Origin of the sequence: Glutamicibacter sp. JC586, from assembly GCF_009805585.1 — a bacterium.
Lineage (GTDB): Bacteria > Actinomycetota > Actinomycetes > Actinomycetales > Micrococcaceae > Glutamicibacter.
In genome coordinates this window covers 36,440-57,347 of record NZ_VHIN01000022.1, presented here as the reverse complement: position 1 = coordinate 57,347, position 20,908 = coordinate 36,440, and the positions used below count along the sequence as shown (strand labels likewise).

19 protein-coding genes and 1 riboswitch are annotated in these 20,908 nt (G+C 55.5%); of the genes, 8 read left to right on the top strand and 11 right to left on the bottom strand.

Annotated elements, in window-relative coordinates:
* Nucleotides 1-13: 13 nt before the first annotated feature.
* The 6 genes from FJV47_RS14125 to FJV47_RS14100 form a co-directional block, all read right to left on the bottom strand.
* The gene (locus FJV47_RS14125; protein WP_159614098.1) at nt 14-481 is read right to left on the bottom strand and encodes a thioesterase family protein; all 468 of its coding nucleotides are present in this window, start codon (nt 479-481) and stop codon (nt 14-16) included.
* A 15-nt stretch (nt 482-496) separates the two neighbouring features.
* Nucleotides 497-1,570 carry an App1 family protein gene (locus FJV47_RS14120; protein ID WP_159614096.1) on the bottom strand — a complete coding sequence of 358 codons (1,074 nt, stop codon included), beginning with the start codon at nt 1,568-1,570 and terminating at the stop codon, nt 497-499.
* Between the two features lie 96 nt (nt 1,571-1,666).
* Nucleotides 1,667-2,524, bottom strand: a complete 858-nt coding sequence (locus FJV47_RS14115) for a 3-hydroxyacyl-CoA dehydrogenase family protein (protein WP_159614094.1) — start codon at nt 2,522-2,524, stop codon at nt 1,667-1,669.
* 163 nt (nt 2,525-2,687) lie between these two features.
* Nucleotides 2,688-3,866, bottom strand: coding sequence for an acyl-CoA dehydrogenase family protein (locus tag FJV47_RS14110; protein WP_159614092.1), 1,179 nt, complete (start codon nt 3,864-3,866; stop codon nt 2,688-2,690).
* 51 nt (nt 3,867-3,917) lie between these two features.
* The gene (locus tag FJV47_RS14105; protein ID WP_159614090.1) at nt 3,918-5,063 is read right to left on the bottom strand and encodes a CaiB/BaiF CoA-transferase family protein; all 1,146 of its coding nucleotides are present in this window, start codon (nt 5,061-5,063) and stop codon (nt 3,918-3,920) included.
* Nucleotides 5,064-5,160: 97 nt separating this feature from the next.
* Nucleotides 5,161-5,880 carry a GntR family transcriptional regulator gene (locus FJV47_RS14100; RefSeq protein ID WP_159614088.1) on the bottom strand — a complete coding sequence of 240 codons (720 nt, stop codon included), beginning with the start codon at nt 5,878-5,880 and terminating at the stop codon, nt 5,161-5,163.
* A gap of 140 nt (nt 5,881-6,020) precedes the next feature.
* On the opposite strand from FJV47_RS14100, the gene FJV47_RS14095 reads away from it, so the two are divergent.
* A complete protein-coding gene (locus FJV47_RS14095; RefSeq protein WP_159614086.1) occupies nt 6,021-6,887 on the top strand; it encodes an inositol monophosphatase family protein in 867 nt (288 codons plus the stop codon).
* A 70-nt stretch (nt 6,888-6,957) separates the two neighbouring features.
* On the top strand, nt 6,958-7,170 hold the full coding sequence (locus FJV47_RS14090) for a hypothetical protein (protein ID WP_159614084.1): 213 nt from the start codon (nt 6,958-6,960) through the stop codon (nt 7,168-7,170).
* Between the two features lie 93 nt (nt 7,171-7,263).
* Here FJV47_RS14090 and FJV47_RS14085 read toward each other — a convergent pair whose 3' ends face one another.
* The 4 genes from FJV47_RS14085 to FJV47_RS14070 all read right to left on the bottom strand — a co-directional run bounded on the left by FJV47_RS14085 (nt 7,264) and on the right by FJV47_RS14070 (nt 11,188).
* Nucleotides 7,264-8,907, bottom strand: a complete 1,644-nt coding sequence (locus FJV47_RS14085; protein WP_159614082.1) for a thiamine pyrophosphate-binding protein — start codon at nt 8,905-8,907, stop codon at nt 7,264-7,266.
* Nucleotides 8,907-9,893, bottom strand: a complete 987-nt coding sequence (gene speB / locus FJV47_RS14080; protein WP_159614080.1) for an agmatinase — start codon at nt 9,891-9,893, stop codon at nt 8,907-8,909. The genes FJV47_RS14085 and speB overlap by 1 nt, the downstream gene beginning before the upstream one ends.
* A gap of 211 nt (nt 9,894-10,104) precedes the next feature.
* Complete coding sequence (locus FJV47_RS14075; protein ID WP_159614078.1) at nt 10,105-10,530, bottom strand: hypothetical protein; 426 nt, start codon at nt 10,528-10,530, stop codon at nt 10,105-10,107.
* Between the two features lie 94 nt (nt 10,531-10,624).
* Nucleotides 10,625-11,188, bottom strand: coding sequence for a helix-turn-helix domain-containing protein (locus FJV47_RS14070; RefSeq protein ID WP_159614076.1), 564 nt, complete (start codon nt 11,186-11,188; stop codon nt 10,625-10,627).
* 174 nt (nt 11,189-11,362) lie between these two features.
* Between FJV47_RS14070 and FJV47_RS14065 the strand changes: the two genes are divergently transcribed.
* The 3 genes from FJV47_RS14065 to FJV47_RS14055 all read left to right on the top strand — a co-directional run bounded on the left by FJV47_RS14065 (nt 11,363) and on the right by FJV47_RS14055 (nt 13,575).
* The gene (locus tag FJV47_RS14065; protein ID WP_159614074.1) at nt 11,363-11,977 is read left to right on the top strand and encodes a DinB family protein; all 615 of its coding nucleotides are present in this window, start codon (nt 11,363-11,365) and stop codon (nt 11,975-11,977) included.
* Nucleotides 11,978-12,021: 44 nt separating this feature from the next.
* A riboswitch (SAM riboswitch) is annotated at nt 12,022-12,135 on the top strand.
* 14 nt (nt 12,136-12,149) lie between these two features.
* The gene (locus FJV47_RS14060) at nt 12,150-12,416 is read left to right on the top strand and encodes a hypothetical protein (RefSeq protein WP_159614072.1); all 267 of its coding nucleotides are present in this window, start codon (nt 12,150-12,152) and stop codon (nt 12,414-12,416) included.
* A gap of 55 nt (nt 12,417-12,471) precedes the next feature.
* Nucleotides 12,472-13,575 carry a VIT1/CCC1 transporter family protein gene (locus tag FJV47_RS14055; protein ID WP_159614871.1) on the top strand — a complete coding sequence of 368 codons (1,104 nt, stop codon included), beginning with the start codon at nt 12,472-12,474 and terminating at the stop codon, nt 13,573-13,575.
* A 75-nt stretch (nt 13,576-13,650) separates the two neighbouring features.
* On the opposite strand, the gene FJV47_RS14050 is transcribed toward FJV47_RS14055, so the two are convergent.
* Nucleotides 13,651-14,829: an LOG family protein gene (locus FJV47_RS14050; RefSeq protein WP_159614070.1), complete on the bottom strand. Its 1,179-nt coding sequence runs from the start codon at nt 14,827-14,829 to the stop codon at nt 13,651-13,653.
* Nucleotides 14,830-14,915: 86 nt separating this feature from the next.
* Between FJV47_RS14050 and FJV47_RS14045 the strand changes: the two genes are divergently transcribed.
* From FJV47_RS14045 to FJV47_RS14035, 3 genes are all read left to right on the top strand, one after another.
* On the top strand, nt 14,916-18,263 hold the full coding sequence (locus tag FJV47_RS14045; protein ID WP_159614068.1) for a DEAD/DEAH box helicase: 3,348 nt from the start codon (nt 14,916-14,918) through the stop codon (nt 18,261-18,263).
* Between the two features lie 162 nt (nt 18,264-18,425).
* On the top strand, nt 18,426-18,716 hold the full coding sequence (locus FJV47_RS14040) for a hypothetical protein (protein WP_159614066.1): 291 nt from the start codon (nt 18,426-18,428) through the stop codon (nt 18,714-18,716).
* 532 nt (nt 18,717-19,248) lie between these two features.
* Nucleotides 19,249-20,799, top strand: coding sequence for an MFS transporter (locus tag FJV47_RS14035; protein ID WP_159614064.1), 1,551 nt, complete (start codon nt 19,249-19,251; stop codon nt 20,797-20,799).
* The last annotated feature ends 109 nt before the right edge of the window (nt 20,800-20,908 follow it).

The window sequence follows — 20,908 nt, the reverse complement described above, 5'->3', positions numbered from 1 at the left end:
GCAGCGTAAGAGTTTATTTCGGAAAAGTTGAGGCGCCTTCGAAGGCACTCAGCCCCTGGCGTTCTTCAGCGCTCAGTCGTTGAACTCGTGAAGTACGCGGATCAAAGTAGGCCAGCGTGGTTGCGGCTTTGACGCATAGGTAGTCCTGTACTGGATCACGAAATTCGTAACAGATCTCAAAGCTTGCCGGCTTGATGTTCGCAACCCATAGATCAACGTTGACCGGGACGTTCCGGTACTCCAAAGGTTTGGAATAACGTACCCGGTGTTCCACTACCAAGATCTGGATCCCGGCAGGAACTGCCGAAAAGATTTCCGCTTTCGGTTCCATCCCTGGGGCGCCGGTACCTCCGGGGACACCAAAGCCTGCAATACGCGCTTCTTCCATCAACCTGATCAGATTGACGTTATTAACATGCCCGTAGGCATCCATATCTCCCCACCGCATGGGGACTTGCACACGAAGCACCGACTCAGCCACTATTCAAACTGCTTTCTACATGTACTTGGCGTCGTCATTAACGAGTCCAAGCTTTACCAATTGATCAAGGATTCTTGCACCGTCAGGCTCGTAGATCCAGTGAACCCCTGGCGTGGTGCGGCGCAACTCATTGGAACGACCACCTGCGAGCACAGCCTCCGACGGTGTTAGCTGACGAATCACGATCGCTCTGACTAACTCCGGATAACGGCGGGCAAATTCGGCATAAATCGCAGGATCATGCTGGCCATCGTCTCCCACCAGAATCCAGGAGATTTGCGGAAATTCTTGAGCTAGTCTGCGTAGCTGGTCTACTTTGTGCTGCATACCGCTACGGAACCAAGAACGTTCGGTGGGCCCCCAGTCGGTGAGCAACAGTGGCCCCTCGGGATAGAGATTACGGGACATGAATCGTTGCAGGGTTTGAGTAACATTCCAAGCACCCGTGGACAGGTAGATCATCGGTCCCCGGGGGTGGTACTGTCGAACCTTCTGGAGCATCACTGCCATACCCGGAGTAGCTACTCGTGCGTGCTCGGATAATACGAACGAGTTCCATGCCGCTAGCAAGGGCCGGGGCAGCGCGGTCACAACTACAGTGTCGTCCACGTCGCTGATGACACCGAATTTCTGGGACTGATCAATGACCATAATTCGTGCGGTCGCCTGATCACCACCATGGGCATGAAGGTGGACTTCCTGCCAGCCAGCAGGCAGGTCAACTGCGAGTTTGACGTCAACAACGCCGCCACGGTCCGCTTGGACTACAAAGCGTTGCTCACCTACATCGATACTGACCTTCGCAAAGGGAAGAATCGGAGAGATGAAATTGCGGAATCCACGGATCCCGTCAGCGATCACTTGAGCCTGTTGCTGCCCAAATTCGAAGGCACCCGGACCGGCCAAAACCACACGCGCAAGAACACGGATCCATCCACCTTCAGGACCCGTTGAACCATAGCCCGTGTAAGGAAGAATCACCGCCACATGGCCCTTTGCCTGCGCCCGATTGGCACGCCAGCCATGGAATTTGTCTTCCATGCGTGAAGCTACGTGACGAGTTCGCTGATCAGTCGAAATGTGACTCATGTTCACAGTCTTTCATGCCACCTGCCGGGCTAGGAAAAGGACGATCGCTCAATGAGCGTAATTCATGGCACCATTCATTCGTGAGTTGTCATTCAACTAGGAATAAGGGTAGAAACCTTCGCCACTCTTGCGACCCAATAATCCGGCTTGAACTTTCTGGGAAATGAGCGGATGGGGTTTGTCTGCCTCATCGCCTGTTTCGGCATATGTGGCCTGAGCAATGAAATCAATGACATCCAAACCCACCATATCCATGAGTTCAAAAGGACCCATCGGATGTCCTAGCGCGGTCTTCGCAGTGGTATCGATGTCTTTGATGCTGGCGATCCCCTGCTCCGCGAGGTTCAACGCTTCAGCGTTTATAGCACCCATCATGCGATTTGCGATGAACCCTGGGATCTCCTTGTTGACCAGCACCGGTTGCTTGCCCAATGCCGTCGCAACTTCGGTGACTGCCTCGACGGTTGTGTCGCTCGTTTGCTCGTTGCGGACCACTTCAACGCACTTCATCACCAAGGCTGGGTTGAAGAAGTGCATGTTGCACACCTGCTCTGGTCGGCCGCTGGCCTGAGCGACTCGCGAAGAGGGCAGCGTTGAAGAATTGGTTGCAAGAATTGCATGAGCTGGGGTGTGCTCCCCGAGCGTCACAAAGATTTGTTCCTTGATGTCCAGGCGTTCCACGGCGGCTTCGATTACTAAGTCCGCCGTACCTGCGCTCTGTACAAGGTTGGTGCTTTGACTCAACCGGGCCAAGGCAGCTTCCGCGTCGCTCTTTTCCAGCTTGCCCTTGGAAATTCGGGAAGATACCCACGATTCAAGTTCCGTTCGGGCGTCCACTAGAGCTTGCTCAGAGATGTCTTGAAGCACGGTGTGATAACCACTCAATGCGCAGCTCATAGCAATTTGCCTGCCCATGGTGCCGGCACCGATGACCAGAATACGTTCAATCGTCATTGATTACTCTCCCCTTTGTCATGCACGTAGGTGGTGACTTCGAATTTACATCTTCGTGCAGCAAGTTCCGTGTTTATTGCACCACGGCCATCAACATTAAAACTATGGGTTCCAACTCGAAAGCATTGCCCTACCAGGATGAGTGGTCGCGGTGGAAGTTGGCCTAGCGGAACGCTGGTATGCCGGTGAGCTTATTACCCAGAATCAACGAGTGCACTTCATCGGTCCCCTCATAGGTGCGCACCGATTCAAGATTGTTGGCGTGACGAAGTGGCGAGTAATCCAAGGTGATGCCGTTGCCACCAAGGATGGTGCGGGCCTCACGGCAGATCTTGATTGCTTCGCGGCAGTTGTTCAGTTTGCCCACGGAGATCATATGCAGATCTAGATTTCCTGCGTCTTTCATCCGTCCGATATGCACAGCGAGTAGGAAGCCCTTGTTAATTTCCAAAGCCATGTCGACCAGCTTCTGCTGCGTCATTTGGTATCCAGCCAACGGCTTATCAAACTGCAAGCGTTGCTGCGAGTACGCCAAGGCATCTTCAAAGGCATCACGCGCAGCCCCCATTGATCCCCAAAGAATCCCGTAACGCGCTTCGTTCAAACAGGAGAAAGGTCCCTTCAGTCCGATGACCTCAGGTAGCACTGCTGAGCCGGGCAAGCGGACATTATTCAGATCGATATCGCATTGAATTGATGCGCGCATCGAAAGCTTTTGCTCTATAGGGGTTGCGGTGAAGCCCGGGGTGTCGGTCGGAACCACAAAGCCGCGGATCCCCTTTTCGCTCTGCGCCCAGATCACCGCGACGTCCGCAATATTTGCTAGACCGATCCATCGCTTGGCTCCGTTGATCACCCAGTCATCACCGTCACGTCGAGCAAAGGTCTGCATATTCGAGGGGTCAGAGCCAGCGGTCGGTTCGGTCAGGCCAAAACAGCCAATAGCTTCACCGGCAGCCATCTTTGGCAACCATTCTTGTTTTTGCTCGGCCGAACCATGTTTGTAAATGGCGCTCATCGCCAGCGACCCCTGAACCGAAACAAATGTACGCAGCCCCGAGTCGCCCGCTTCCAACTCGGCACCGGCGATTCCATATTCAACGGCTGAGCGGCCAGCACAGCCGTAACCGTGCAGATGCATGCCCAGTAATCCCAGCTTCGCCATCTGCGGAACGATCTCCGCCGGGAAATGGGCATCGTTGTACCACTGGGCAATGTTTGGTTTGATTTGTTCTTTGACGAAGCTACGTAGGGTCTGACGCAGGGCCAGTTCTTCCGTGCTCAGCAGCGAATCAAAGTTGATGAGATCGCCCGGGTCAAGGACGTGGTCGGCGTTGTTCATTTTTGCTCCTTGGAGGTTGTTTTATCGTTCGGGGGCTCGCACTGGGGCGATCTAGGCATGGGCCGTATCTTCGAAAAGGTTTTGGTGCTGCCCGTGGGCTGGTGGCGCGCTGCGGTATTGGGCACCGGTGCGAGATAACCCGATGGGGCTAGCAATATGTGTCGTTCTTAGCCCGGTAGTGGGATCTTCGATGATCGCCACCGGGTCAAGGCCTAATTCCTGAGCGAAACTTATGGCTTCTGCAATGGAATTGACCTTTCCTGCGGGCACGGCGGCCTTCATTAACCGTTCAGCCCAACTAGCTGCATCGCGCGTCGCAGTTACCGCCTCGATCAAGGTTTTCAGTTCTGTACGGTGTGCCACTCGTTCGGTGTTGGTCGAGAATCGAGGATCTTCGGCGAGCGCAGGTTGGCCCAGCTGTTGACACAAGGCCACAAACTGGCGGTCGTTTCCTACTGCGATGGCAACGACACCGTCACTGGTTTTGAATGTTTCGTAGGGTGCGATGCTTGGGTGGGCATTGCCCAGGCGGGCTGGCGATTTTCCAGTGGCTAGGGTGCTGCTGGATTGGTTGGTCATGCCAGCAAGCACTGACGAGAGCAGGTTGATGCTGACTCGTTGACCTTGTGAACTGTTTTCTCGTTCTCGAAGGGCCAGCAGTATTCCAGCTACGGCGTTTTGTGCCGCCAGTACGTCAACGAGTGCCACCCCTACTTTGCTGGGAGTTCCCTGGGGTTCACCGGTAATGCTCATTAGCCCACCGACGGCTTGGACGAGCAGGTCAAAGCCTGGGAAATTTGCGCCCTGATGCTCGCCAAATCCTGAGATTGAACAATATATGAGCCTGGGGTTCAGTTTTTCTAGGCTGGCGTAGTCCAGACCAAATTTGGCCAAGACACCGGGGCGAAAGTTTTCCACTAGGACATCAGCATCTTGAATCAGTTCGCGCAGTCGTTCCCGATGTTGTGCGTTGGCGAAGTCTGCAATGACCGCTTCTTTATTGCGGTTCACCGACCAGTAGTAAGTGCTCACGCCTTGGGCTGTCACCGGCGGCATCCACCCACGGGTTTCATCTCCACTATGACTTTCTACTTTGAGCACTTGAGCGCCGAAGTCTGCCAGAGTCATGGTGCACAGCGGTCCGGCGAGAATGCGGGAGAGATCGATGACCTTGATGCCCTCTAACGGTTGACCCATTTTTCACCTCATGTTGCTGGACCACAATCTTTGTTACATGTTGCATGCTACTCTATGTTGCACAGCTCACCTTTGACAAGGATGTAAAAACTATCCCCTAGGAAATCAAGTCTTCTAGGCGATCCAAGAATGGCTGAGGCTCAAGCCCCTCGGTCCTAGAACAGATGGAGCGGATCAGCATCTGGGCGGTACGCAAGATATGCTCGCGCACGGCAGTCGCTGCTGCCGCAGAATCCTTGGCTAGGATGGCAGCCATGATCTCTTCGCGATCGCCAGCGAGCTCTTGAGAACTACGGGCATAGGGCACCGTAGTTTGCCCATGAGCAAGCACTAGATTGCGTAGCTGCCCCGCCACGCCGTCAAGTTTTTTATTGCTAGCCAACCCCAGTAGATAAAGGTGAAATTCCTTGTCTGCTTCTAAGGTTGCACGACCATCACCACTGCGCCCGATTTTCAGCATCTTTGCGTGTAATTCGCTTAGCCGGGTACGGTCACTGTCGCTGGCATTGATGACCCCGCGGGCAGCTGCAGGTGGCTCAATGGCCAACCGCAATTGAAAGACCTCCACGATGTCTTCCAATGAAATCTGGTTGACCCTGACACCACGATTTTTGGCAACCGTCACGATGCCTTCTTTTTCGAGTAGTTGCAATGCCTCACGCACGGGGGTACGCGAGACACCAAGTTTTTCGGAGATGCCGATGGCCGAATAATGTTGCCCCGGTTCCATCTCCCCTGCAACGATGGCAGCCCGAATCATCGTAGTGACCTGCTCGGTCAGTGAAGCTTTGGGCGTGATCGGTTGCATGCTACTCATGTGCAGAAGCTTATCCTGATTCACCTTGGTGACAAGTTAGCCGTACGCACCGGGCGCTAAAGGCCAGTACGTTCCACGCGGTGTTTCACTGCTCACCGTCCAACGCGTGATGATCACGCCATGCGCGATAAGCTGACAGGGTGAGCGAGCAACCAGTAATTTGCGCAAGTCCCTACGCCGAAGAACTACGCTTGGCCGCTGTCGACGCGGCACGAAGTGCAGCACTGCTATTACAAGCTACCTTCCGCACTTCGGTAAATGTCGAGCACAAGGCTAATGCCCATGATCTAGTGACCGATATTGATCGGCGTAGCCAGCAGATCATTACCGACTCCTTGCTCGCCGCGGTACCAGGTTCTTGGGTGCTCGGTGAAGAACAGATCTCGACGCCCTCAGGTCTTAGCACTCCGGGATCCGTGCAATGGATCGTTGATCCCATTGACGGGACCAGTAACTTCGTCCACGGCATCGCCTTCTTTTGCATTTCCATTGCCGCAGCGATTGACGGCCAACTGGTCGCAGCGGCGATTATCGACCCCATCTCGTCAGACGAATTCACCGCGAATCTCGACACTGCACTACTCAATGATGTTCCCCTAGTACCGGCCAAGCGTCCCGAACAGGCCCAAGCTAATTTGATGACTGACTACCCTGGTGCCGAGTCCCTGAGCGACGACGGGGATCTCGCCTTGCAACTCTTTGGCCAGTGGATTCAAGACTTCGCTACGGTGCGCAGAAAGGTCAGTGCTGCCTTGGCTCTTGCGCATGTGGCTGCGGGTTGGTGTGATGCCACCATTGGTTTTGATACTAAGGTGTGGGACGTGGCTGCCGGGGCGCACCTCGTGCGTATGGCCCACGGAACTTTCCGCGGATTATCCTACGGTCAGCAGGGTTTGGCTGATCATGAATGCCCCGGATTTATTGCCCAAGGACCGGGCGCTGATTACCCCTCACTGTTGAATGCGGCCCAACAGATCCATGAGAAACGCACCGGCGGCAGGGCCTAAGTAGGCTGAGATTTTCTAGGTTCTGGCCCGACCCCTCGGTTTTTGTGCCGAACGGACGTATCATGGCGGCATGGAACCACTATTCCACCGGACCGCACACTCCGCCGTGCGGCACCATGGAGGCGGAGGAGTGATCCTGGGAGGTCTCGGAGCGATAGTTCTCTTCGGTGCCTTCGCAGTGATGTTGGCAACTCAGTCCTCGGACTGGGAGCCACTGCTCATCGGTATCAGCATGGGCGTTTCCGCAGTGCTCTTTGGCGTGGTGTATCACTTCACGCACTAGAGCCTGACGATTCTAGATAAGGCTGTGGCCCCGGAGGCTAACAATTGTTAACCATCCGAGGCCACTTTACTGCGTCGGTAGCTGGTGTACCTTTTACAGGTGCGTCGGGGCGAACATTTTGAGCAGGGTCTTGACCACAATGACGTTCGGTCCTTGCTCAGCCAATGCTTCCTTCAGCGCTTCCCCGATCTGATCGACAGCTACTTCGCGGGCCGGAACCCCGAAGGACTGGGCCAGTGCGACGAAATCTGGTCGAGCTAGCTCGGTGGCCGTTGCCTTACCGAAAGCGCCTTCCATATATTCGCGCAGGATCCCATAACCACCATCGTCAACAATCAGCCAAGTCACCGGAGCTTGGTGCTGTTTTGCGGTAGCCAGTTCCGCGATGGAATACATCGAGGAGCCGTCGCCACTGACCGCCAGAACACGTTCTCCGGTACCGATCGCCCCACCAATAGCAGAGGGGAAACCGTAGCCTAGGCCACCGGCGCCCTGTGCCGAGTGGAACTGCCCGTCCTTGGCGTCCCAGCAGCTCCAACCCCAGTAGGCCGCGATGGTCATATCCCAGAAGGTCTGCATCGAAGCTGGAACCGCAGCTCGGATGTCGGCCATGAACTTTCGCTCTTTATCCAAGTCCTGAGCATCAAGGCGTGCCTGAATTTTCTCCAGGGTTTGCGCGACCACCTGTTGTGGGCTCAGACCGTGCCACGAAGCCTGCGATTGGTAGCCCGCTTCCTTCAGCTCGCGATCCAAGAACTTCAATGCCTCGCGGGCATCGGCGCGGATGCCTAGTGCGGGGGTGTTGGACTCTAACACGCGTGGTTCCGCGTCGATCTGAATCATCTTGCCGCGTGGTTCGAGGGTGAAATAGTTGCTGGTCACTTCGCCCAGGGCCGAGCCGATCACCAACAGTACATCGGCATCTTCCATGACCTGCGTGGCGTGACGATCTTCCACCCAGGACTGCAAAGACAGTTCATGGTTCCACTTGAAGGCTCCGTTGCCACCGGGGCTAGAGAGTACCGGCGCCTGCAGGGTTTCGGCGACAGCAAGCAATTCTGCCTGTGCACCGGCACGACGCACGCCGCCACCAGCGATAATCGCTGGGCGTTGTGCATCGGAGAGCCACTTGATCGCTTCGCGGATCAGTTCTTCACGAGGTGGGTGTTCGTAGGCTTCAGCCAGTGCGTCCTGTACCGGAGGAACCATCACCTCGGCGAGCAACACATCCTGCGGAACTTCTACCCATACTGGGCCCATTGGCACGGTGATGGCCCGAGCCCAAGCGTCCTGAATGGCCGATGGAATGCCCGAGGCATGGTGCACGGTTTGCTGGAACTTGGTGACGTTGGCCGCCGAGGCCTTCTGGTCATCAAGCTGGTGCAGCATTCCTTTGCGTCGTGCGCCCAGTCCATCCAGTGGAATCTGACTGGCAACAACCACCATAGGTACGCCGGTGGCGTAGGCTTCCTGCAACCCAGCCAATGAGGTCAGCGCCCCGGGGCCGGTGGAGAGGAACAGCACCCCGACTTCACCGGTGGCCCGCGAATACCCGTCGGCGGCGAAGGCTGAGTTGTTCTCTACTCGCGAAGAGACGAACTCTAGATTGGAACGCGAGAGCGCGTCGAATAGCCCCAAGGCGTGCTGCCCGGGGATGCCGAACACGGTTTTGGCTCCCAGTGCGGTGAGGGTCTCGATGACCAGGTCGCCGCCGTTGCGTTGGGACTGGGTGCTCATTACTTGTTCAGTCCCTGATTTGCGCGGAAGTCGCTAATGAGGCTGATCAGGTCATAGGTGACGTGGCTTGCTGCCACACCGGTCAATTCGGCGTGGTCGTAGGCTGGAGCAACTTCTACAATGTCTGCACCAACAATGTTCAGGCCGCGCAGGCCACGCAGGATTTCGAGCAGCTCGCGGCTGGTGATGCCGCCGGCTTCCGGGGTTCCGGTGCCTGGCGCGTGGGCCGGGTCCAGCACGTCGATATCTACCGAGATGTACAGTGGGCGGTTGCCGATGCGGTCTCGCAACTTGTCCACGATCTCGCGTACGCCCTGGTAGTAGACATCCGAGCTGGTTACGATGCCGAAGCCGAAGCGCTTGTCGTCTTCCAGGTCCTTCTTGCCGTACAGCGGGCCACGGGTACCCACGTGGCAGATCGCTTCGGTGTCCAAGATGCCTTCTTCAACTGCACGACGGAAGGGCGTGCCGTGGGTGTATTCGGCACCGAAGTAGGTGTCCCAGGTATCCAGGTGGGCGTCGAAGTGCAGCATCGCGACCGGGGCACCGGCACGCTGGGAGGCAGCGCGCAACAGTGGCAGGGCGATGGTGTGGTCGCCACCGATGGTGACCAGCGAGGACCCGTCGGTGGTGAGTTCTAATGCTTCATGCTCAATGGTTTCGATGGCTTCGTTGATATTGAAGGGGTTCACCGCAAGATCGCCGGCATCTACTACCTGGCTCTGCGCAAATGGCGAGGTGTCGGTGGCTGGGTTGTAGGGGCGAATCAGGCGCGAGGACTCACGGACGTGATTGGAGCCAAATCGTGCACCTGGGCGGTATGAAACACCGGTATCAAAGGGGACACCGATGATCTTGATGTCCGCACTGGAAACCTGATCCAGGCGTGGCAGACGTGCGTAGGTTCCGGCTCCGGCGTAGCGAGGGATCATTGCTGCGTTGATCGGCCCAAGCTTGCCGTTTTCTTCGATGCGAACTTCTTTCATGTTCCTGTCCTCCTGGCACTGTTCCAGCAACTACCGTAGTTGCCTTATATGAAACTTCAGTTTCCTATTATGCTATTTTGTTGGCGAGGTCACGTCAAGACTTTGAAACTCAAAAGGAGTGGATGACGCGAAAGTCCGCTAAAAACAACAAAACCGCAGCCTTGAAAGGCCGCGGTAATAGTGTGCAGGTCTGCGAGTCGGGAAAGAACCGCTAAGTGGTAGGTTCTTCGCTGACGTACTTCTTGGTGGCATTGACCAAGCTTCGATCCAGTTCGTGAATCCCCAGGCAGAACCCCGCGGATAAAATCAAGGATTTGATCATCAGCTCAGATGGATCATCAGCCACGTAGACCAGCTGAATCGGACCGCACAGCACTAACAGCACCAATGTCCAGAAGCCATAGGCCCACGACACGTGAGCCTGAGCCATCTGGGGGAAACGAGCACGCCGTCTGATGGTGCGCATTCCGATAAAGATAATCACCACGGCGATGATGACAGCACCAACAAAAAAGAAGTTGCGCTGGGTACGAATCCACGTCAGCGTGGTTCCCACGAGCAAACCGATGAGTACCGAAGCCAACCAGCTAATAGAACGTAGCTGGTCACCGGTGCCAGTATTTTGGCCAGTCCTCACACCACTCCTATCGCTCGCAGCACAGTGTGCGCATTTGGAACACACCTTCTTAGAATACGCGCCCCAGCCCAGTGGAACGCGTAAGGCTCCCCGTTTAGAGGACCAAGGTCCATGTCACCAATGCCACGTCATCAGATTCATTTTCCCAACTGTGTGGCTCGCGCCCCGGGAATGTCATGGTGTCCCCAGCTTTCAGTTCAACTCGCTGATCCGGTAAGACCAAGGTGAACTTCCCGGAAATCACATGCAGGACTTCCAGCTCACAATCCACCGAATACAGCTCCGCTTCCCCTACGCCTCGCGGTGCAATTTCAGCTCGAATCATCTGCACCCGCTTTTCACTGCGTGGTGTCACTAGTTGCTCGGTAATCCCGTCACCACCCAGAGATACCCGTGGTGCTTGGTCCAACCTGACCAACATCGTTTCTGGAACTTCAAACAATGTGCCCACGTCAATGCCAAGCACTTCGCACAACTTCAAAAGTGTCGACACCGATGGGCTAGTAAGGTCACGCTCCACCCGGGAAAGAAAACCTTTGGTCAATCCAGAAAGTTCTGCAACCTGGTCAATGGTCATCCGCTGTCGTTGGCGCACCCCACGCAGTCTTGAACCAATATTGATCGCGGCACCGCTGGATTCCACGGGCAGGGTCTTCATGCTTTCGCTCCATCGACTAAGTTGTTGCGACGTATTCGGCGCCGGACTGCCTCATCCCCTAGTGAATGGGCAGGTTTACCAATAGTAAACAGACTCCCATAAACAAGCGTCAAATATGTAGCAGACCACACCAGAAGCTAGTGCACAGTTCACCTCCCTCACTAGACTCAGCACATGGATAACAGCAAAGAGCTCTTGCGTGAATACCTCAATGACGCCCGCGACGCGGTGCTTTACAAAGCTCAAGGTCTCAGTGAGCAAGCTGCCCGCACACCACTCACGCCGACCGGAACCCATGTCCTTGGGGTCGTTCATCACCTAGCCATCACCGAGTACGGATATTTCGGACCATGCCTCGGGCGGCAGGTCGATAATCCTTATGTCCAAGAGCTGCTAGAAATCGATGACCCGCAAGCAGATTTCCTGCCACCAGCACATTTGAGCGCCAACGACATCATTGACTTATACCGCCAAGCCGTCGATTACTGCGAAGCAGGAATCGACTCCCTGCCCCTAGACGCACCAGCAGAAGTGCCTTGGTGGAATCGGCGCCGACACACCACCTTGGAACAACTCATGATTCACATGATCGCCGAGACCTCCCGTCATGCCGGCCACCTAGATATCGTGCGTGAACAGCTTGATGGTTTCACCGGACTACGTGCGCAATCACCTAACCTGCCGCCATATTCACAGGACCAGTGGGCTGCACAGTACGCTGCACTCAGCCAAATAGCCAAGCAGTCCGCAGCGCCCGCCGATCAGGGTCAAGGAAATATTTCAAGCTGAAACTTCACCGTGCGCCCAGCGCTGGAGTAGCATCACAAGTGTTGCTTCACGAGACACGGCGTTAAGCTCCGACTAGCCGTGCACCAACCCCAGATTCATGGGTGGTTCGGATGACGAAGCGGTCCGAGCGTAATATTGCGTCCGGGCAAGAACTTCAGCGAGAGCGCTTCACATGGCATTTTCAGTCCTGCCTATTATTGATCGTCAAACCGGACAGGTTCAGTTCAAAGCCCAAGACCGGTGGCATGTTCTCTACGTCTGTGATCCTGCGCGATTAGAACAGCTGATCACGCGCAGCTCTTCTCGCCCCACCTTTGAACCAACCACCTCGCAGCTGGTGCTGCATATTGCATCTATCGGCCACCCCGAGGGCCGAAGCGTCGCTTTTAGCCTTGCCAAATTCCCAAGCCTGACGCCTCTGACTAAAATGAATAGCTGATCCGTTCACCGAGTTTCGATGCGTTACTCGACCTGCCAAGAGAGCTGTTTTCGTGATGCCGAACCAGTCAGCAACCGAACCTACCCGCGCCCAGATCCAACGGTGGCGCAAATACCTCGCCGACGAAATCGCCGAAGGCGCCATCTATCAAACCCTGGCCCAAAAGAAAACTGGGCAAGAAAAACAGATTCTGCTGGGACTAGCCGCTGCCGAAGCCCGGCACGAAGAACACTGGCGCCAAAAATTAGGCGTACACGCCAAGACCGTGCGCCCATCCCTTCGCCGCACCGTTCTGCGTTTCCTGGCACGCAACTTCGGGTCGGTCTTCGTTCTGGCCATGGCCCAACGCTCGGAGAGCAAATCCCCCTACCGCGATGATGACGATGCGACCGCACAAATGGCAGCCGACGAACAGGTCCATGAAGAAGTCGTGCGCGCTCTGGCAACTGCCGGCCGCGCACAACTCTCCGGGAATTTCCGCGCAGCAGTCTTTGGCGCCAACGATGGACTCGTCTCCAACCTAGCGCTGATCATGGGTATCGGAGCCACCGGCGTTTCGGCCACTTTCGTCCTCTTTTCGGGCATCGCAGGCCTGTTGGCCGGGGCCTTGTCAATGGCCGCTGGCGAATTCGTCTCGGTACGTTCCCAGCGCGAGCTACTCACCGCATCCCGCCCCACCCAAGTCACCCTGACTGCGGCCCCGGATCTGAATCTGGATGCCAATGAGTTGGTGCTGATTTATAAGGCCCGCGGAATGAACGATGAAGATGCCGAGCACCGCGCTGCCGAACGCATGGGACTATTCACCTGCGATTGCAATCCCACCTTCTCGCTGAACCCAGAAGAACGCTCGGAAGAGCTAGAGAATGAGCACGAAGAACTCGGCTCAGCCACCGGAGCGGCAGCTACCTCCTTCTTGCTCTTCGCATCGGGCGCGGTCATCCCGATCCTGCCTTATATATTTGGCATGGCGGGCCTACCTGCCGTAATTCTCTCGGTGGCCCTGGTGGGCATCGCTTTGATGCTGACCGGTGCCGTCGTAGGTCTACTCTCCGGGGCGTCACCACTCAAGCGTGGCCTGCGACAGCTGGCCATTGGCTGGGGCGCGGCGGCAGTGACCTATTGCCTGGGGCTGATCTTCGACGTGAAATTGGGCTAACGGCCAACAACACACACGGAACAACCAACTGCGCAATAGGCTACGGACACTGTTGCGCAGTTGGTTTTTAAACACCTACCAGCGGGTGCGCCGGCGAAGCGTGCTCATCGAACCAATAAACTCCATCGCTTCTTGGGCGGTATCCACTAACGCGATCTTTTGCTCCATGACCCTCTCAGCGGCTAACGCCTTGAGTAATGGCCACGCCGGCATAGTCTCAGTCCAGTATTTTCGGCCGAGCAAAACCATCGGAACCACGCGGGCCCCGGTGGCATAGTAGTTTTCACAGGCATCTTGGAAGATCTCCTGTACCGTCCCCGCGGCTCCTGGCAATACGATCAGTCCACCATTTGCCTGCTCCAGCAAAATTGCTTCCCGAATGGAGTTGGTGAAGAACTTGGCGATTTTCGTCGCGAAGAGATTTGGTGGCTCATGCCCATAGAACCACGTCGGAACGCCTAAGGACTCATGATTGCTCGGGAATCGGTCGCGAACGGCGAGCGCCGTGCGGGCCCATTGCGTGCGTTGGGCAATGGCATCCGGTGCGGTAGCCAACAGTTGCAGAGCAGATTCCATTTCTTCTTGGGCGTAGTCGGCAAGCCACGCTCCTAGGTTTGCCGCTTCCATGGCTCCTGGTCCCCCGCCTGTAGCTACTGCGTAGCCGGTCTGAGTAATGAGTTGGCCTAGCTTTACGGTCTGCGCATAGTGCTCTGATCCGCGGGCCATGTCATGTCCGCCCATGACACCGATCAGGGGCGAGTCTTTGAAGACGCCGTCGTACACCTCAGCGACCATCGCCTGACCGATGTGGTGGTCATGCAAGGTAGTGGCCATGGCACCTTCTGGGTCCGTGGCGTTGGACGTTGCATGTTGTTGCGAATAGGCATAAATTTTGGCGTCCGGCACGTGTTCATAGGACTGTTCGCGGATCCCGGAATAGAGTTCTTCGGGTGTGTAGAGCTCGCGGGTGCTGGTATCAAATGGCAGCTGAGCCCCGGAGCTCATGCATAACCCTCCGGTGCTTTGCACTAATTGGCGACCGGTTTGAGAGTACTGACAGTCGATGAATATGGCATCGGATAGGTCCAATGAACGCAGGACTGTATCTCGTTCGCGCAGATCCACAGAATGAACTCGCCACCCGTGACCACGAGCTCGATGGTCAGCCAAGGCTTCGGCGGCCAATCGGTCGAATTCGGTCAGTGATGTAATGTTCACCGCGCGGGCCGGCAGAAAGGGCCAAATATGGGACATGCGACAACGCTACGTCATAGGTGGGGATTATTCACACAGACCCTCTTCAACTTTCACCACGGGCCGGAACGTGAAACGATGAGAGGATGAGTAACTCTGTTCCACCAACCATAGACGCCCGTCACTTGTTGGCCTTTTTGGGCGACGTTCCTTTCTTTTACGGAAAGAACATAGCTGCTGAAGAAAATTCCGTGGTTGACGTGGAATTTGATGAATCCTCTGGACAGATCGAGGGTACTGTCAAGACCTCCGGTGAAGAGTTCTCTCCGATGATCCAGGTGCAGCAGATCGATAATGAGTGGAAGATCGAACTGTGCGAATGTTCCTGCGATAAGCCAGGGATCTGTCCACATATCGCTGCGTTGGCCATTGTCTCCAACAAGATCGCTTCAATGCCTCGTCTGGTGGTCGTTCCAGATGAGAAGAGCTCGGCTGCTTGGGCTACCCAGATTGGCTCGTGGTTTGAAGAGTCTGAGCCAGGCCCCGCCGACGGATTACTCGGTTCACAAAACGATCCGGTCGTGCCCATGGGGCTGCAGTTCATGCTGTTTGACTCGAAGAATGCCACCCAGCAACAGCAGTGGATGCCTACCGGCACCATTCCTCACCCGACGCGCAATAAGCGTTTCCGCCTAGGTGTGCGTCCGATGGTTCGCAACACCGAGGGTCGTTGGGTTCGCGGTCAGCTTCGCTGGACCACCCTTGGTTTTAAGACTTACGGCTGGAACTTGCTGCGTGCACAGCACCACTGGTTCACCCGTTTTGCTTCCATGGCCCGTAGCGACACTCAACTACAGTTCAAGGTTGATGAAGACTGGCTGTTCATGGATGAATATGCCTCTGAGCTCTTGTGGCCTTTGCTTAGCGAAGCGCAGGAATTGGGCATCGCGCTGATCTCAACGCGCAATGAACAGCGCATTCGCATTGTTGAACCCGCAGCCTTCAACATGCAGGCTTCATTGGAAGAGGAGCAGCTGAAACTGGGCGGCGTGCTGCATATTGATGATCAACATCTGCCTCTTGATTCTGATTCTCCTAGTGGCACGATCGCGGATCATGGCTTCTACGCGCAGTTAGCCCAGCCTGATGAAATCTGGTTGGCTCCCAGCACGGAACCCATTGCTGCGGCTCACCGGCGTTGGTACGTGGACCGCAGGGAAGTGCGGATCCCTTCCGCAGAGATGGAAGAATTTTTTGAATCGACTTACCCTCGTTTAGCGCGCCGCTTCGATGTGCGCAGCGCCAGCGAAGGATTACAGCTTCCTGCGCTGCGGCCGCCGTACGTTCAGGCCACCGTCACCTACAAACGCGATCTGAATGAAAACGGTGAGTCTAATGATTCTGCGACCCTGGATTTCCAGGTCCGCTACCCCGGTGTCCCCGATGATCAAGAAGTTCACGATTTCGAAGCAGAAGAAGAACTTCGAGTTGCGGTGGACGAAGTTTTCCAAGAACACTCCGAATCCGGCAACCCAGATCTTTCGCCTAAGTTCTACTCGCGCGAAAACGTTATTTCCTTCGTCTCTGACATTCTGCCTGCCCTCGAACAACTGGAGAATCTCAAGCTTCAGGAAAAGGGGACGCGCCCGATCTTCAGACAACTGCGCGAACTCCCCCAGCTAAAAATCAACGCGGTTAATCATGAGCGGACCGACTGGCTTGATTTGGGCTTGCTGATCACCGTTGGTGACCACGAGGTTACTTTCTCGCAAATCGTCGCTGCCATGAGTAATGGTCAGATGAAGATCAAATTGCCCGACAACACCTGGTTCTCTTTGGACCAACCGCTCTTCGCCAAGCTCAAGGCGTTGGTGGATGAAGCCCAAGCCCTGAACGACAAGCCAAAGGAAGGCGATCTCAAACTCACCGTTTTCCAGATCTCCATCTTTGAAGAACTTGATGAGCTCGCCGAAGGAATCGACGGTGCTGACCTGTTCATCGCACGTATGCGCTCATTGTTGCGCGTCGCCGAAGGTAAACAGGCCGAAGTCCCTGCGACCTTGAACGCGCAACTACGCCCGTACCAGGTCGAAGGTTTCCGCTGGCTGACTCGTCTCTATGAAGGTGGTTTCGGCGGAATCTTGGCCGATGACATGGGGCTGGGAAAGACGCTTCAGACCATCGCCTTGATCCTGCACGCTCACGGTTTGTGGAACGATGAGCAGGCCCGCGCTCAGCTACCAGCAGCACAGCAAGAGCGTGCACCATTCTTGGTGGTGGCGCCGAGCTCGGTGGTCTCCAACTGGGAAACCGAGATCAATAGGTTCGCACCTAGCCTGCGCGTGGTGAGCGTAGAAGGAACCCTGAATTCCTCGCATCAGCTTCGTGACTTGGCTGAGAACTACGACGTTATCCTCACTACCTACACCCTGTTGCGTTTGAATGACGAGATGTATGAAAGCCAGCGCTTTGCCGGTCTGATTCTCGACGAGGCCCAGTTCGTAAAAAACCGTTCTACCAAGGCGCATCGCACCGCAGTCAACCTGCAGACCAATTTTAAGCTTGCTGTCACCGGTACTCCCATGGAGAACAACCTGTCCGAGCTAGGTGCCCTGCTCTCATTGGTGGCCCCAGCTTTGTTCTTGAACACCGGCCGCTTCAACCGTCAGTTTGCGCGCCCCATTGAAGTTTTGGGCGACAAAGAGACGTTGGCACTGCTACAGCGCCGCATCAAACCATTTATGTTGCGTCGCACCAAAGAGTCCGTAGTTCTCGACCTCCCGCCAAAGCAGGAGCAACAGGTACTGGTTCGTCTCTCCGATGAGCACCAGCATGTTTACGACACTCACCTGAACCGCGAACGCCAGAAAATCCTGCACCTGGTTGAGGATCTGGACCGAAACCGTTTCACCATTTTCCAGTCGCTGACTCACCTTCGTATGTTGGCCCTGGAACCATCGCTAGTTGATCCGGAGCTCTCGGAGGTCCCCGGCTCCAAGCTGGAAGCACTGTTTGATCAACTTGATGACGTGCTCGGCGAAGGCCACCGCGCGTTGGTGTTCAGCCAGTTCACTTCCTACCTGAAGGTGCTGGCGGAGAAGCTCACGCAGCGTGGAATCAATTTTGTGTACCTAGACGGCAATACACGCAACCGTTCCAAGGTCATCGATCAGTTCAAGGAAGGCGAAGCACCGCTGTTCTTGATTTCGCTCAAGGCCGGTGGTTTCGGGTTGAACCTCACCGAGGCCGACTACTGCTTCTTGCTTGATCCTTGGTGGAACCCTGCAGTCGAAGCTCAGGCGATCGACCGTACCCACCGAATTGGGCAGACGCGCCAGGTGATGGTGTATCGGATGATTTCCCAAGGCACCATTGAAGAAAAGGTCGTAGCACTCCAAGAGAGCAAGCGAAAGCTGATTTCTACCGTGATGGATGAAGCCGATGGGTTCTCCAAAGCACTGACCGCACAGGATATCAGAGGGTTACTCGAGTAACAGGTTGATTAAATCTCTAGGAATAAGGACCCGTTGTAGGCCAGACACGATATATTCGTTAAGACACTTGGTGTGCGCTACTCCACACATAGCTCATCCAAGTGTCACTGGCCCGAGCGGATCCTCGTCCGGGCGAAACGAACGATAAAGGCGGTAATAACCGTGTCCCTGATTAAATCGGAGACCATCAGTACCCCCGACGATAACTGGATGCTCGCATCGGTTGGTACTGAAAGTGATCGTGTGGTTATCGAAGCTGGAGGCCAACGCTTGTCATTGGACAACGATCGCCTGCTGGAAAAGGTCAAACAAATTCTGGCGTCTCCGCTCGACGAGATTTTTTACAACCCAAAGCACAGGATGCTACTGGTCCCTGGAGCATTTGCGGTCATCGGTTCCTCATTCCTGCGTATCGATGCGGATGCTCAAGCGACTGTTGGCCTACGAAGCTAAGGTTCGTCTTTGTCTGCCCCAAGGCACCTACTCGGTGCGCTTGGGGCATTCTTGTTTGCACCTGAGATTCAGTGCACCGTCCCACCGCGCAATAATAGGTGCTCCGAGGGGGAATTTCAGGCGATTTTCTGCAGATTCTACGGCGTGTCACTTAGAGGCCTTCGCCACACTTTTCACAATCTTGCGCCGCCACGGTCAACACAACTCAATTCGCTTGCATGCCTATTATCAACAACGGTTTTCGCCAGTGTCGAGGCTGCGAATCCGCGAGACTTAGCCTCCGATAATGAGACGTGGGACACGCTTTGATTCGGGGAAAGAATAAGTTACTTGGTAGTGTAGATAACTATCCGCCAAAGCGTTTCATCACTCGGAGCCCTGGATTAGTCGGTTTTTCGAGTAGAAATCTATCGATTTCGATGAGTCGCCCGGTGTTCAAATGTGACTGCACGGAGTAACTTTTGACTCAGTGAAACAGTGTCCTGGACACCGGCTAAACGACAAGATCAAGAAAGATACGAGGAGTGAAGCTATGGAAGCCGCTAATCCACGCAAGAAACGGTTCTCACGAAAGCGTCGCCTTAAAGTAGAAGACGTCAACGTCGTTGACGACTCAATGCTGAAGAAGGCCATCGGCGGTACCGTCGTCGGTAACCTCATGGAATGGTACGACGTGGGTGTCTACGGCTATCTTGCCGTCATCATCGGTAAGTTGTTCATGCCGGACACCGTGGACCCAGCAATTCAGACCCTGTTCAGCCTCGGCGTCTTCGCCGTGACGTTCGTTGCCCGCCCACTAGGTGGCGTCATCCTAGGACAGCTTGGTGACCGCGTCGGCCGTCAGAAGATTCTAGTTTTCACCCTACTGATGATGGCACTGGCTACCTTCGGTATCGGTATCCTCCCGGATTACTCGGTATGGGGTGTAGCAGCACCAATTCTGCTCATCGTGCTCAAGCTCATCCAGGGCTTCTCCACCGGTGGCGAGTACGCAGGTGCTACTACGTTCATTACCGAGTACGCACCCGATAAGCGCCGTGGTTTCTATGCTTCGCTGCTGGACCTTGGTTCGTACATGGGCTTCGCCATTGGTGCGGCCTTTGTTTCGATCCTTCAGCTCACGCTGAGCAACGATGTGATGGAAGGGTTCGCTTGGCGTATTCCGTTCCTCGTGGCGCTGCCATTGGGTGTCATCGCTTTGTGGTTCCGTTCCAAGATTGAAGATACTCCAGCATTCCAGGAGGCTCAGGAGGCAGCCAACCGCGCGAGCAAGGACGCTAAGAACGCTCCCGAGGCACCCAAGGGTGTTATTGATTTGATCAAAACCTACTGGCGCGAGCTACTCACCGGCTTCGTTCTGGTCTCAGCTGCTAATACCGCCGGATACGCGTTGACCAGCTACATGCCGACGTATCTCACCGAGACTCTGCACTACGACCCGGTTCATGGTAACTTGCTGACCCTGCCAATCCTTGTGGGTATGTCCCTGTGCATTCCGCTGACCGGTAAGCTCTCGGACAGCATTGGTCGTCGTAAGGTGCTGTTTGTTGGTTCGGTCTCGGCAATCCTTCTGGCCGTCCCTGCGTTCTTGTTCATGATGCACGGTGCGATCTGGTCCACCCTGGTCGGTCTGGCTCTGCTGGCCTTCCCCGTGACCTTCTACGTAGCCAACTTGGCTTCGTCGTTGCCAGCATTGTTCCCTACTGCCTCGCGTTACGGTGGCATGGGCATTTCTTACAACTTCGCGGTGGCGATCTTCGGTGGCTTCGCACCATTTATCATGCAGGCCTTGGTCACGATGACTTCTTCGTCATTGGCACCAGCGTTCTGGGTTATGGGCACTTCGGTGGCCGGTTTCATCGCCATCTGCTTCCTGAAGGAATCGGCGCGACGACCACTGCCAGGTTCCCTGCCTTCGGTGGCAACCGAAGAGGAAGCGATCGAGCTGGTCAAGACCCAGGAAGAGAATCCTGACCTTGATGTTGAAGAGCTCTTTGAGCAGGTTCCAGCCCTTGAAGAGAGCTACCAGCAGGAGCTGAATGATGGTACTCAGTCCGGCAAGGACATGACGCCACAGGCTTAGCTATAACCTAATAACAACAATGCAGGGCGTTGCGAGATGATCTCGCAACGCCCTGCATTGTTGTTAGGCCCACCGGCTTAGGTGTTGATTCTGACAGCCACCGGGCAAA